The organism is Desulfosarcina sp. (genome assembly GCF_055467485.1).
Genome location: NZ_JBUOIV010000001.1, coordinates 197,201 through 210,466 on the forward strand (window position 1 = coordinate 197,201; position 13,266 = coordinate 210,466).

At 58.4% G+C, this 13,266-nt stretch carries 17 protein-coding genes; 6 read left to right on the top strand and 11 right to left on the bottom strand.

Annotation, left to right across the window (positions count from 1 at the left end):
- Positions 1-5: 5 nt before the first annotated feature.
- The 4 genes from ACZCED_RS00940 (at position 6) to ACZCED_RS00955 (ending at position 3,403) form a co-directional block, all read left to right on the top strand.
- Entirely contained in the window at positions 6-1,091 is a 1,086-nt protein-coding gene (locus ACZCED_RS00940) for an ABC transporter ATP-binding protein (RefSeq protein ID WP_464860003.1), read from the top strand.
- Positions 1,088-1,954, top strand: coding sequence for an ABC transporter permease (locus ACZCED_RS00945; RefSeq protein ID WP_462970684.1), 867 nt, complete (start codon positions 1,088-1,090; stop codon positions 1,952-1,954). Before ACZCED_RS00940 ends, ACZCED_RS00945 begins: the two co-directional genes overlap by 4 nt.
- Complete coding sequence (locus ACZCED_RS00950; protein WP_462970685.1) at positions 1,951-2,805, top strand: ABC transporter permease; 855 nt, start codon at positions 1,951-1,953, stop codon at positions 2,803-2,805. The genes ACZCED_RS00945 and ACZCED_RS00950 overlap by 4 nt, the downstream gene beginning before the upstream one ends.
- 142 nt (positions 2,806-2,947) lie before the next feature.
- Entirely contained in the window at positions 2,948-3,403 is a 456-nt protein-coding gene (locus ACZCED_RS00955; RefSeq protein ID WP_462970686.1) for a VOC family protein, read from the top strand.
- Positions 3,404-3,405: 2 nt separating this feature from the next.
- Here the strand turns inward: ACZCED_RS00955 and ACZCED_RS00960 are convergent, their stop codons facing one another.
- From ACZCED_RS00960 to ACZCED_RS00995, 8 genes are all read right to left on the bottom strand, one after another.
- Positions 3,406-4,269: an epoxyqueuosine reductase gene (locus ACZCED_RS00960; RefSeq protein ID WP_462970687.1), complete on the bottom strand. Its 864-nt coding sequence runs from the start codon at positions 4,267-4,269 to the stop codon at positions 3,406-3,408.
- 93 nt (positions 4,270-4,362) lie between these two features.
- Positions 4,363-5,307 carry an NAD(P)-dependent alcohol dehydrogenase gene (locus ACZCED_RS00965; RefSeq protein ID WP_464860004.1) on the bottom strand — a complete coding sequence of 315 codons (945 nt, stop codon included), beginning with the start codon at positions 5,305-5,307 and terminating at the stop codon, positions 4,363-4,365.
- Positions 5,308-5,534: 227 nt separating this feature from the next.
- On the bottom strand, positions 5,535-5,687 hold the full coding sequence (locus ACZCED_RS00970; RefSeq protein WP_462970689.1) for a hypothetical protein: 153 nt from the start codon (positions 5,685-5,687) through the stop codon (positions 5,535-5,537).
- Between the two features lie 224 nt (positions 5,688-5,911).
- Positions 5,912-6,301, bottom strand: a complete 390-nt coding sequence (locus tag ACZCED_RS00975; protein WP_464860005.1) for a DUF2784 domain-containing protein — start codon at positions 6,299-6,301, stop codon at positions 5,912-5,914.
- A gap of 25 nt (positions 6,302-6,326) precedes the next feature.
- Positions 6,327-7,187, bottom strand: coding sequence for a PAS domain S-box protein (locus ACZCED_RS00980; RefSeq protein ID WP_464860006.1), 861 nt, complete (start codon positions 7,185-7,187; stop codon positions 6,327-6,329).
- A 107-nt stretch (positions 7,188-7,294) separates the two neighbouring features.
- Positions 7,295-7,723, bottom strand: a complete 429-nt coding sequence (locus ACZCED_RS00985; protein ID WP_462970692.1) for a YbhB/YbcL family Raf kinase inhibitor-like protein — start codon at positions 7,721-7,723, stop codon at positions 7,295-7,297.
- Between the two features lie 25 nt (positions 7,724-7,748).
- The gene (ahr, locus tag ACZCED_RS00990) at positions 7,749-8,750 is read right to left on the bottom strand and encodes an NADPH-dependent aldehyde reductase Ahr (RefSeq protein WP_462970693.1); all 1,002 of its coding nucleotides are present in this window, start codon (positions 8,748-8,750) and stop codon (positions 7,749-7,751) included.
- 283 nt (positions 8,751-9,033) lie between these two features.
- Positions 9,034-10,092: a tartrate dehydrogenase gene (locus tag ACZCED_RS00995; RefSeq protein ID WP_464860007.1), complete on the bottom strand. Its 1,059-nt coding sequence runs from the start codon at positions 10,090-10,092 to the stop codon at positions 9,034-9,036.
- 366 nt (positions 10,093-10,458) lie between these two features.
- Here ACZCED_RS00995 and ACZCED_RS01000 point away from each other — a divergent pair, with 366 nt between their 5' ends.
- Both ACZCED_RS01000 and ACZCED_RS01005 read left to right on the top strand, forming a co-directional pair.
- A complete protein-coding gene (locus ACZCED_RS01000; RefSeq protein WP_319257385.1) occupies positions 10,459-10,653 on the top strand; it encodes a hypothetical protein in 195 nt (64 codons plus the stop codon).
- A complete protein-coding gene (locus ACZCED_RS01005) occupies positions 10,654-10,926 on the top strand; it encodes an OsmC family protein (RefSeq protein ID WP_464860008.1) in 273 nt (90 codons plus the stop codon).
- A 473-nt stretch (positions 10,927-11,399) separates the two neighbouring features.
- Here the strand turns inward: ACZCED_RS01005 and ACZCED_RS01010 are convergent, their stop codons facing one another.
- From ACZCED_RS01010 to ACZCED_RS01020, 3 genes are read right to left on the bottom strand one after another with little or no spacing between them, the layout of a single operon-like run.
- Positions 11,400-11,855 (bottom strand): hypothetical protein, encoded by a 456-nt coding sequence (locus ACZCED_RS01010; RefSeq protein WP_462970696.1) that lies wholly within the window; start codon positions 11,853-11,855, stop codon positions 11,400-11,402.
- A gap of 40 nt (positions 11,856-11,895) precedes the next feature.
- A complete protein-coding gene (locus ACZCED_RS01015) occupies positions 11,896-12,276 on the bottom strand; it encodes a hypothetical protein (protein WP_462970697.1) in 381 nt (126 codons plus the stop codon).
- Positions 12,277-12,287: 11 nt separating this feature from the next.
- Positions 12,288-13,235, bottom strand: coding sequence for a peptidoglycan recognition protein family protein (locus tag ACZCED_RS01020; RefSeq protein WP_464860009.1), 948 nt, complete (start codon positions 13,233-13,235; stop codon positions 12,288-12,290).
- Positions 13,236-13,266 lie beyond the last annotated feature (31 nt).

The window sequence follows — 13,266 nt, forward strand, 5'->3', positions numbered from 1 at the left end:
TTGATATGGCCTTAGACCTTTCCGTTGAAGCGGTAACCAAAGCGTTCGGCGATTTTACCGCGGTGAGCGAGGTCTCCTTTGCCGTGGAGCAGGGGCGGTTTTTTTCGATTCTGGGCCCGTCGGGCTGCGGCAAGACCACCCTGCTGAGAATGATCGCCGGATTCATCGAGCCCACCAGGGGGCGGATTCTCATCCGCGGCAGCGACATGGCGAACCTCCCGCCCAACCGCCGGCCGGTGAACCTGATCTTTCAGCACCTGGCCCTTTTTCCGATGATGAACGTGGCCCAGAATATCGCCTTCGGCCTCCAGCGGCGCAGGGAGAAAAAGCCCGATGTCGATAGAAAAGTGGCGGACATCCTGGAGCGGGTGGGGCTGCCGGGGTTCGGCAACAAAAAGATCGACCAGCTTTCCGGCGGGCAGAAACAGCGGGTGGCCATCGCCCGCTGCCTGGTGCTGGACCCGGCCGTGCTGCTGCTGGACGAACCCCTGGGGGCATTGGACCTTAAGCTTCGCGAACAGATGAAAGTGGAGTTAAAAAAGCTGCAGGCCCAGGTGGGGACGACCTTCATCTATATCACCCACGACCAGTCGGAGGCGCTGGTCATGTCCGACCATGTGGCCGTGATGAACAAGGGCCGGTTCGAACAGGTGGACACCCCTCGCATGCTCTACGCCAATCCGAAGACGCCCTTCGTGGCGCGTTTCGTGGGAGACAACAACGCCTGGAGCGGAACCGTGGCCGAATACCGGGATGATTTGTGCATGATCAAGACCGCCGACGGCCAGACTTTTTCGGCCGGCGCAGCAGCAGATCTGAAACCGGGTACCGCGGTTTCGTTTTTTATCCGCCCCGAGGCGATCATCATTGCCCCGGAATCCGGTCTGGACGATTTCAACCGCTTGACCGTGACCATCAAGTCGATCCTTTTCGACGGGGCCAACAGCCGGCTCCTGGCCACGCCGGTGGACGGTGATGCCGAACTGATGATCGCCCTTCCCCAGAACCGACAGTACGATCACCTCGCTGCCGGGGACCGTGTCGACATCGGCTGGAACGCCCGCTCCGCCAGCTGCTTCAGGGTGTCATGAACACCGCCCGGTCCCGCATCACCCTGCCTTTCCTGATCTTCGTCACGCCTGTGCTCATGTGGCTGTTCTTGCTCATCGTCCTGCCCCACATCGATCTGCTGCTGATGTCCTTCCGGATCGAGGACGATGCCGGAGCCATGGTGTGGAGTCTGGTCAACTACCTGAATTTTTTTGACGAGCCGATCTACTGGCGCACGTTCACGCGTACCGCCGTGTACGCCATCCTGACCACCGTGATCACCTTTGCCGTGTCCCTGCCGGTGGCTTTTTACATCACCAAGGTGGTCTCGCCCCGCTTCAGCGGTTTTCTCAGCCTGCTGCTGCTCATGCCCTTTTGGGTCAGCGAACTGGTGCGGGTTTACGGATGGATGATCCTGCTGCGCGAGAGCGGTGTGATCAACCACTTCCTGCTCCAGGCAGGCCTGCTGCAGCGACCCGTGGAGATGCTCTACAATGACATCACCATGGTCATGGGCCTTGTCTACACTTCCATGCTCTTTATGGTGGTGCCGTTGATCTCGGTGCTGGAGAGCCTGGACGACAGCCTGATCGAGGCGGCCTATGATCTGGGTGGAAATGTGTTTTCGATTGTCACGCGGATCATCATCCCCCACGCCATGCCCGGCATCGTGTCCGGTGGCATCGTCGTCTTCATGCTAACCCTGGGCAACTACCTCACCCCCAACCTGATCGGCGGCAAGAACTCGCTGTGGTTCACCGAACAGATCTACAACCAGTTCATCGCCAGCTTCAACTGGAACCAGGGAGCGGCCTTCGGCTTCCTCCTGCTGGTCCTCTCCTCCACGATCATCTGGATCGGGCTCAAACTCACCCGCCAGAAACTCAGCCAGGTGGTCCAATGATCCGTTCGCTGCCCAACACCCGACCCTACACCCTGGGCTTCAGGATCTATGTCGTCCTGTTTTTCGTGTTCCTGTTCGCCCCGCTGCTGATCACCTGCGTGCTGGCCTTCAACGATTCCCAGTTTCCGGCGCTTCCCTGGAAGGGATTCACCTTCGAGTGGTTCACCGCGGATCTGCCGGAGCGGGTGGGCATCTTTCACGACGCTCTCAATCTTTCCGCCATCGGGGTTAGCTTCAAGGTCGCCTTCTGGGTGTCGATCTTTTCGACCCTTGTCGGCACCTGCGGTGCATTTTTATTCGAGCAGGAGAATTTCCGCTTCAAGCAGGCGCTCTACTTTCTCATGCTGGCCCCCCTGGTGATTCCCGGTGTGATTCTGGGCATCTCCATACTGCTTTTTGCCAACACCCTGGGGATGTTCTTCGAAAACACCTTCAATCTGGACGTGCCCCTTTTCCGGCCGGGCTTCTGGCTAGTGGTGCTGGGCCAGTTTTCTTTCATATCGACCCTGGTGACCCTGGTGGTGTCGGCCCGGCTGAAAAAATTCGACCACAGCCTGGAGGAGGCGGCCTTAAACCTTGGCGCTACCCGGCTGCAGGTGATCTGGCACATCACGCTCAAGTTCCTTCGCCCCGCCATTATCGGCGCCTTTGCCGTGGCCTTTCTAATGTCTTTCGAAAACTTCAACACCACCTTGTTTCTGGTGGGTTCCCAGTCCACCTTGCCGATCACCCTCTATCTTCAGGTGCGCGACGGGTCGACGCCCGTGATCAACGCCGTCTCCTTTCTGCTCATCGTGGGCACCTCCTTGCTGGCTGTGGTCAACCTGACTTTCAGCCGTAAAAAGGAATAGTTATGGGCTTTGGGTAATTGGTTCGGACCTCGTTCTCAGCTGTCGCGGACGCCCGGTACGAATTCCTCTTTCTCTCCTTGCCATCTTAATCCGCTTAACGCCGACAACACGACAATGAAAGAAATACGGAGGAATTAATAAAATGGAACAAAAAGCAGAACCAACAGTTGCATTGTCGCTTACCGTGAAAAATACGACGAGTGCGTTGAAATTTTACTCATCCGCTCTGGGTGCGGTGGAATTGTTCCGCATGCCTGCACCGGACGGCGGTATCGCCCATGCAGAATTTATGATTGGAAATACCCGAATCTATATTTCGGACGAGGCCGAAGAATACCACGCAATTGCGATGCCCGAAGGCACCACCGCCTCATGCCTTTTTTCGATCATGACAGAAGATTGTGATAAAGCCTACGACAGAGCAATCCAGGCCGGCGCGCAATCGTTGAGCGAACCGGAGAACCAATTCTGGGGAGCCCGATCGGCGCTGATCAAAGATCCGTTCGGATATCGGTGGTCTTTCAACCAATTGGTTGAGGCGCTCTCACCCGAAGAAATGGCAGAGAGAGCGCAAGCCTTTTTCTCGTCGAAGCAATAGGGCTATCCTTCCTCCGGGTCGGGGATATGATCCGTGCACGGGACACCGGCCTGGCAGAGGCCGCAGGCGAAGGTGCTGATGCCATAGGTCTTGCGGATGAAGGCGTTCATCGTAACGTTGGTGTACTGCTTGCACCGCGTTTTGTCATGGCCGGCCTCGCTGATGGCCGCTACCGGGCAACGGGCCATGCACTTGCCACAGGTGCCATGGGAATAGAAAAGGCAGTAGGCGTGGCGATCCGTATAGGATCGCGGGCTCGGGGCGATGGACACCCGCGCGACAACCGAACCGGTCCGCATGGCTTTTCCGACCGGGGTGATCAGCCCGTCGCACAGTCCGAAGGTGCCGAGGCCTGCGGCATAGGCTGCATGCCGTTCAGACCAGGTGGAGCATGGGGCGTAAGGCCCCTGGTTCGATCTGCTCCAGAACGGCGCCAACACCGGGGCCACTGACTGGATGCCGGCTTCGCACAGCTTCTCGACCACATACCGGCGCAGCGCTTCGTTGAAGTGCTCGCCATGATGCCTGACGCCAACCCATCGCTCCGACGGCCGCTTCGTCTCGGCGGCCTGGTCATGGCGGGTGCGTGCTGTGGACGGGAGCACCCAGCTGATTACCGTCAAGGCGCCTGGCGATGTGGCCGCGTCTTGCGGAAAGGCCCGGCGATAGATGTCGATGGGGCGCAGGTAAAAATCGCCGATGTGCGACACGTATTCGTCGTAAAGGGGATCGCTGCCGGTGGAAAAGCCGACCAGTGGCGGATCAAAAACCTTTTCGCCGGCAGGCGTGTTCAGGTTGTTTTCGCTCGATGACGCCACGAAATTGCCAATGATGGCCGTTATCCAGGCCTCCCGGTCGGTTTGCATGGGATTTCCTTCGTTTTCCCGGTTAAACACGTCGCGTGCAGGCGACGCGCAAGCCGGATTTTTGCGGACGCCCATTGCCGTCGTGAGGCCTTGTCATCCGACATGAATGACAATTTTCCCCCGGGTGTGTTTGGTTTCCTGCTGGATATGGGCCTCCCGGATTTTCTCCAGCGGGTAAACGCTGTGGACAACCGGCTTGAGAACGCCGCTCTCAACCCAGCGGCGGACCTGCTGTAGGTCATCCCGGCAAGATTTGACCACCACCAGCCTGGCTTTGCGTCGGGAGAAAAAACGGGTCAGGGCGACGCTGAGAAACACATGCGGCCGGATCACCGTGGAGACCCACACGCCCCGGTCGCTCAGTATCGGCTTGACAGACCGGAAGGGCCGGTTGCCGAAAACGTCGAAGAAGATGTCGAACCCCCGCCCGGGGGCGGCGATGTCGCCGCGATGGTAGTCGATGCAGTTGTCGGCGCCCAGGTCCGCCAGGTAGTCGTGGTTGGGCGGGCTGCTGATGGCTGTTATCCTGGCGCCCATTATCCTGGCGATTTGAACGGCCATGCTGCCGACGCCACCCGAGGCTCCGTTGATGCAGACCTGCATACCCGTCGCCATACCGGCCCGGTCGCGCAGGGCCTGCAAGGCTGTCAGCGAGACAAGCGGCAGCGCCGCGGCTTCGTCGAAAGACACCCCTTCCGGCTTATTGCAGAACCGGCCGGTTTTGACTGCCACATATTCGGCACAGGCGCCCCCCTGCCAACCGTCCAGCATGCCGTAGACCGCTTCACCCACCGATGTATCCGTCACGTGTGTGCCGACCTCGGCCACTTCTCCGGCAAAGTCGAAACCGGTCAGGATGGGGAAAGCACTGCCGGTAAAGGGCTTGAAGCGACCTTTCCGAATGAAGGTGTCCTTGGGGTTGACGGCCGCCGCCCGAACGCGCACGAGCACTTCATCCGCCTGCGGCCGGGGGACAGGCTGGTCGCCAACGTCCAATACATCCGGCGGCCCATAGCCGGTTATGGTGGCGGCTTTCATGTTGATTGTCTTTTCCTCAGTCGGTTATGATCAGGGGTGCTAAGCGTATTCACCTTGATCGTGAACCCCAATGACTGTTGCGACAGTCTCCGTTGCCATGGCATTTGTCCGTAAGAAAGATAGGATGCCACTTTAGCGTTTCTTTCATCGTTTGGAAAGGGTTCCGCTAGGGCGTGTTGGAATCCCAAGCATCTGTACCCCGCAAGCGCCGCCGGGCATTAGGCGGTCTAAACGCGCTGAGCCGATAAGGGGGGCGTGGAGGTCTGGGGACGGGCCAGGCGGGGATACTGCCTCAGGGGCGTGGGCGACAGGTGGGGCCGGATGATTTCCCTGGCGCCCAGGGCATGGGCCAATGAAATCCTCTCGTCAGCGGTGCTCATGGTTGCGGCTCCGTAGTTGCGGCGGTTGTCGGTAAGACGGTTCGGCCTGTTACGGCATAACCGGTCTGAGCTTAATCGGGATCGGCGGGAGAAAACAGATACAGCCAATTAACGATAAAACCACAACAGATTGGCATCCCAACCCATTGATTCGCGGTTCGACGGCAGGCGGTCCATCTCAATCAGGAGCATCCCAAACACGATGACCGGCCAATTAACTGATTTCATGGTACGGTGCGGTCCGTTTTCTTTTTCTTCTTCAGATTCGCCAGCAATCGTCCGTACACACACAAGTTAACGGAAAGAAGGATAACGCCGAAAACGATCTGCAACCCGCTCGTCAATCCTTGCGGGTAGACGATCGGCAAGACATAGTGGTCGACAAACCCGCCGCCATACCCGGCTTGACCGGCCGATTGCCGAACGTGCATCTCCAGGGTCGTCAGCGGGCAGATCCACCCGCCAAATGCGATCGTTACACCCCACGATGCGCAGGGAAGGTGCAGGAAGGCGATTTTAGGCCATTTGATGACGAGGAATCCACCCAGGGCCACGAAGACTATAAAACCCAAGTGGACAAGCACGAGTATATCTGCGGCGAGTCCTGCATTCATGAGGGTTCAGTGGTTTGATTGACGCCTACTGTTTTTCAGATGCCTTCTCGATGTCAATGATCTTCGTGTTGCCGGTATAGTCCTTGGTTTCGTAGCGGGTGAGGCCCTGCAATTTGTCGGTGATATCGCGCATGCGTTCAATCTGGTCGGTGAGTTTGTCGATATAGGAAAGGGCTTCATGGCCGTTCAGCTTCATGGCCATCAGCTCGGTGTAGCCCGAGATGGCCTGCAGGGGCTGGTTGAATTCGTGACAGACGGCGCCGGCGATTTCCAGCACGCCTTCCAGTCGCTCTTTTTGCATGCGGTTCTGGGCCGCACGGTTCTTGTCGGTCAGGTCCGAGAGGACAGCCACGCTGCCGCTGAGATTGCCATGGCGATCCATTACCGGGGCCAGGCTGAAAAGAAAATCCCGGCGCTGCCCGTCGGCGCACTGCACCTGGGTCTCGAAGGCGTGGATGCCGGCTTTGTCGATCATCTTGTACTCTTCTCGCTGATAGGCGGCGGCCAGGTCGGCCGGGATCTGATCGGGCATCTCCATGGGTCGTTTGCCGATAATTCGGTCCCGGGTCAGGCCGAGGATCTGTTTGGCGAAGACTTTATTGCACCCCTGGTAGACCCCTTCGGCGTCCTTGAAATAGATGGGGTTGGGGATGGTGTTCATCAAGGTGTCCATCAACAGCAGGAAGCTGCGTAATTTTTCTTCTGTCTGTTCCCATCGGGCCTGGTTTTTGGTGTGGGCTTCCTCGCTTGCGTGTGTTTTTTGATTGATTTCCAGGAGGGATCGTTTAAGTGTCTGCATCTGTTGGTCCAGGCGGCGGTATCGAAGAAACCCCCACACGGCCAGGCCGGAAAGCAGAAGAATCAAAAACCAGAAGATGATGCCCATGAGCGGGTTCTCCAGTTGTCAGGTAAATCGTCCCTCTTTGTGGAAAGCTTCACCCGATTGTATGCAACGTTAGGGTAATGCCGCCGATTGCCAAGAATACGCCGCTTTCAGTCGTTCTCCGGGTATCGGCGGGTCTGCCTGCCCTGGCCGATAACGACCCCATCGGCATCCAGCGCCTTTACGGTGAACGCGTACCGGTGAACGACGCCCGGCGGCGGCGTCGGTCCCTGGTAGTATCCGTCGAGTCCACCGGCAGGAATCACTCCCGAGCCATCGTACGGGCAAGACCCGCCACCATGGTTGTATGACTTCAGATCCAGATCCTCGAGCGCCACTAAAAAACGGACGGTGGATTCCGGAACGTGGGTCACGCGGATCTCCGGATTGCGCCCCACCGGTGTTCCCGGCGGGTTCCACTGGAAGGCGACGCCCATTTCGGCGACCACCTCCGCTTTTTTCTCACACGCCGGGGCAGCCGCGATAAAAAGCAACACCACGGCCCAGAAACCGTAGTGCCGAAAACGCGCTTTTTTCATCATTGCCTCCGTTGCCCGGGGGAAATCATCGGCTGAGCACAATGCGATAATGGGCCTTGCCGCTTCTCAACCTGTCGATAGCCGCATTGATGTCATCGAAGCTGAATGTCTCGACGACCGGCGCAATCTTGTGCCGAACGGCAAAATCAAGCATCCTGGCGATGGTTGCGGGGCTGCCGACCGGCGAACCGGATACCGACCGTTGACCCATGATTAGCGGAAACACACCGATATCCAGCGGATCCAGCGTCGCACCGACAAAATGCAGGCGGCCGCGGGGTTTCAGTGTACCGAGGTAGAGGTTCCAGTCCAGCTTGACGTTGACCGTGGAGACGACCAGGTCAAAGCGGCCGGCCGCCGCCTCGATCGCTGCCCCATCGCGGGAGTCCAGCGTATGATGGGCGCCCAGGTCCAAGGCTGCTTTTCTTTTGTCGGCGCTGGAGGTAAATGCCGTCACCTCGCAGCCCCATGCATTGAGGAATTTCAGCGCCAAGTGGCCCAGGCCGCCGATGCCGATCACCGCCACCTTGTCGGTGGGTTTGACATCGAACTGGACCAGCGGGTTGAAAACGGTGATCCCTCCGCAAAACAGGGGGCCGGCGGATGCCAGGTCGATACCGTCCGGGATGGGTATGACACTGTTCACCGCCGCGCGCACCTTGTCGGCAAAGCCGCCATGGTGGCCGATGATGGTCGCCTGCGAGTTGGCGCACAGGTTGTGATCGCCCGCGTGACAAGGCGCACAGTCGTTGCAGTAGCCGGCATGCCAGCCCAGCCCCACGGCTTGACCGACGGTCAGGTGTCTAACGTTATTTCCGGTTTTGGCAACCGACCCGACGACTTCGTGACCGGGAACAACGGGGTATCGGGCATTGCCCCATTCATTGTCGATGACGCTGATGTCGCTGTGGCAGATGCCACAGGAGTGAACGTCGATCTCTACCTCATCGGGTTTCAGCTCTCCCGGATCATAGGCGAAGGGTTCGAGTTTTCCCTTGGGTTCAGATGCAGCGTAGGCGTTTATCATGATTGATCTCCTTGTATCTATTCCCTTTTATTGGCGGTTTCTATTTGATTGCGATAAATGGTTGCTTTTACCTGGTGTCAGGTTCGATCAGGGGTGATTCGATCCCTCACGGTAAGTGAATAAAGAATAACAATCATCATGGAACATGCAATTCCGGTCAGCGGCGTGTGAAGAGCGGATGGGGCCAATATCAACGGGAGGGCTCAGGGCAGTTTCATCGGGTTGGGTCGACTGTGTGTGTTTCTCCTCGTTCATGGGGTCTGTGATGGGCGTCCATACCGATTTATATGGCTTGCACCAGCGCCCGGCCCAGTTCGCGGGTACTGGCATGCCCTCCCATATCACGCGTCAGGTTCGCGCCATCCCTAAGAATGGTTTCGATGGCATTGATCAGCGTGTCGTGGATCTTGGGATAGCCCAGGTGCTGCATCATCATCGCTCCGGCCCAGACGGTGCCGATGGGGTTGGCGATACCCCGGCCGGCAATATCGGGGGCGGAGCCGTGCACCGGTTCGAACATCGACGGGAACACCCTGTCGGGGTTGATATTGGCAGACGGGGCGATGGCGATCGTACCGGCGCAGGCAGGCCCCAGGTCGGAAAGAATGTCGCCAAACAGATTGGAACCGACCACGACATCGAAATGCTCGGGCATGCGCACGAAATTGGCCGTCAGGATATCGATGTGGTATTGGTCGACGGTGACCTCGGGATAGGAGGTGGCGATCTGTTTCAAGCGGCTGTCCCAGTAGGGCATGGAGTGAAAGATCCCATTGGATTTGGTGGCTGAGCTCAGATGACGAGCAGGCCTGCTTTGGGCCAGCTCGAAGGCGTATTTGAGAATGCGGTCGATACCCCGCCGCGTAAACAGGCTGACCTGGGATACGACCTCGTGCTCGGTGCCTTCATATTGAATGCCGCCGACCGAAGAGTATTCGCCTTCGACATTTTCGCGTACCACATAAAAATCGATGTCGCCGGGTTGCTTGCCTGCCAGCGGGCAGGGTACACCTTCGAACAGCCGCACCGGGCGCAGGTTCACGTACTGGTCGAAAGCACGCCGGATGGGTATCAGCAGCCCCCACAGGGAGATGTGGTCCGGTACGCCGGGAAAGCCGACCGCACCGAGGTAGATGGCGTCGAAACGCCGCAGCTGGTCGATACCGTCCTGGGGCATCATGCGCCCCGCTTTATGGTAGGTCTCACAGGACCAATCGAATTCGGTCCACTCGAATTGGACGCCCTGCCTGCTGCCGGCGGCTTCCAGGGCATCGATGCCTTCTGGAATGACTTCCTTGCCGATGCCGTCTCCCGGAATCACCGCAATCTTTATGGGATTCATTGGAACCCTCCGGTAGTGTGTTCATGCCGGCATGCGCCGATCAGTTTTCGATTCTCATTCTATTAGCCATACCGGTCTGATGGGAAATATTGCGACAAGTAAAAGCTACATGATTTTTCCCTCGGCATCAAGGAAATGGCGCGACCATTTTACATTCGGCCGATGCATCCCTACTTTAGGTCGTGCCGGGTTGATTGGACCGCGACAGCGAGCGCATTTCTCCGCAGCCTGCCGCGGGGAAGGTTCAAACAGAAACCGCAACCGGCGTCAATTCCGTTCAAGCGTGAGTCATCGGCCGTCTGAAGCCACAGCTTCCCCGTATTCGTGGGGATGACCATAAAATCATTTCACAGAAAGGAAGATACCATGGGAGAGATCATCCATCAGTCGCACATCACGATAACCCGCGAGAAAGGCCCCACCCGTATCGCCCACATCCGGGGGTTCGACAAGCCGGTCTACTATGGCGTGCACGGCGGAATCAAGAAATTCTACAATGTCGATCCGGAAGAGGAGCACGCCGCCACCCTGGATCACCTGGTCGGCGCGGTGGGCGGGTGAATGATGGGCACATTGGCCGCGGTGCTGGCCAAAAAAAAGATACGGACCTTTCAGGACCGCTACACGGCGACGGTCACCGGCGACATCGAGGATGTCAACGGTGTCTTGAAAATCGTACGCATCAACGTTCACTATCGTCTGAAGCTGCCGGCGGACAAGCGCGCGGATGCCGAGGATGCATTCAACAATTACATTACGCTGTGCCCGGCCGCCCAGAGCGTGGTCGAGGCGATCACGATTACGCATGAGCTGGAAATGGCGGACGAGGCCTGACAGGTGCCAGCGGCTATCCCCGGTTTTTTCCAGGGGGCGCTTTTAGCCATTTCCTAATGAGGCTGGCACTTTTCAGCAGGATGAAAATGGTCAGGTGGAAGATACAATAATACACGACAACCCATTGCATTAAGCGATAGGGGTGCATCCTGAAAATACTGTTTTCCACAAGCTCTCCTCACGCCAGGGTCGCCGGTGCCGCCGATTGACCTGGCGGCACCCGTTTTTTCCTTTACTGGTTTATCGTTAAACCCATGGCTCGACGGCGCGCCTGCTGCCATCGCGCTTGATGATTAATACCAGAGCGGTAAGCATTAACATAAATAATGGCAGGAATACGGGTCTTACCGGGTATCGGAAAACAGAAAAACCGTTGCATTTTTCCCGATGCCGATCGCGGCCGTCAGGCCGGGCCAAGCCAGCGTCACCATGATTCCCAGCCGTTTAGCCGCGCGACTTTCCGTAAATCTCCCTTACGGGGTACCTTGCGGTCCCGGCCCCTCCCCGTCTCCGACCAGGGGCTGACCGCCGCTTGCGTCTGCGTTCTCAGCGGTTTCGGGCGGTTTGGCACTGGCTGACCCCTGCTTGGTCCGCTTGCCCAACAGGTAAGTGCTGTTGCTGATGCCCAGCAGAATCAGCACCTCGGGTTGCAGCAAGGCCTGGATGGATTCTTCGGTTGCCCCCGTCTTGCCGAGCACGTACAGAAACGCGAAAGCGACCACGAAATTCCAGATGAGCATCTGCAGGCGTGATACGCTGGGCTTGCCGGTTTTACCGTCGTCGGCGGTTTCATAGAGAAAATTGAAAGCGCGGCTGTCGTGGGTGCCCCGGAACATCATAAAAATGATCACGGCCGCAATCAATGTTAATACGAGCGCCGCCAACCCCAGAGTGATGGTGTCGATATTATCTACGATTAACTTGAACATGGGTTACCTCCTTTACCGGTATTGCCGACATTTACTCATTTCAGGAACGTTTGCGCCCGAACAGCGTCAGGATCTGCCCTTCCGTCACCTTGGACATCAGGTACGCGGCACCCGATCCGCCGGCCAGAACGTCGATGTCCAGCCAATCATAGACCTCCATCGCCCCTTTGACCCGACTCGCCACGTTGCATGGATCGGCGCCGATTACGGCGATCAGGAATCGGATGGCCACGATGACGGTACCGAAGAGAAGAACGTAGCGCGACAGGTGAGGCGTTCCGTCGGCTACTTCGGAGAAAAAACTTCCCCAGGCATCCTCGGCACTCATAAATGAGCGCGCCACGACCAGGAAGATCAGGCCCAGCGTCAGACAGCCCCCCCAAAGAATCCCGGTTGGGATTAAATCGATTAGCAGTTTCATCGATGACCTCATCACGCGCCGGTGGCTTTCAGACCATCCAACAGGTGCGCCGTTTCCTGCCGGAATTCATCCATGTCGACCTGCCACCCCGGACAGGCCTTGCGATAGACTTTTTTTCCGTGGGCGTCCAGGCGATAGCCGGTGGTCAGCAGTTCCCGATGCCCAACGACGGTCGCCTGTGGGTCCAATGCCAGTTCAAGGCAGATCCGGGCAAACAGGGCGGCGGCGGCGTCCAGCTGGGCGGGCGGCGGTGGGTCCGGGTTGCCGGTCGCCCGGTATGCCAGGGCCACGCCCAGGCTGCGGGTGTTCCAGGTGCCCACATGCCAGCTGACGACGGTTCGGGAGAGGCATTTCTGGATCAATCCGTCGGCATTGACAAAGTGGGCGTAGGTGATCGTCGGGCAGCCCTGCTGGCTGATATGGTTGGGGCCGACATCATACGCCGCACACTGCATCGCCCCCCACGTCGGCTTGGCATCGGTGCAGTGCAGCACGATGCGGTCGATGTCGCTGAGCCGCCGGATACGGGGACTGCGCCGGGGATTCACCGGCAGGCGATCGCGAAGGTCTTCTTCCCGCCAGGTGGTTTCGGGGCGGGGTTTTTGCCAGCGGTTGCCTTTCCAGCGTTGCAGTTCCGCAGCGGTCAAGGGGTCCACCGCGCCGGTCACCCCGCCGGCATAGACCGCGGGTTCCTCGCGGAATCGACGGCCGGGACCCAGTGACGAATCCTGTTCCTGGCGCAGCGGGTGCAACGCGTCGGTCTGAAAAGTGCGCACCGCTTTCAAGGTGCGCTCCCCGAACCAGCCGTCGGCTTTCCCGGCGGCGTACCCGAGCGCGTTGAGATCCTGCTGCAGATCGCGCACGTAATCGTCCTTTGCGTTGGGTTGCGCCTTGGGAAGCACATTACGATCCTTGCTGCCCAGATTCAGGGCCAACATCGGGTCTTCAAAATAGCGCATGGTATTCCTCCGTGATTGCAGGGCGTGTTGC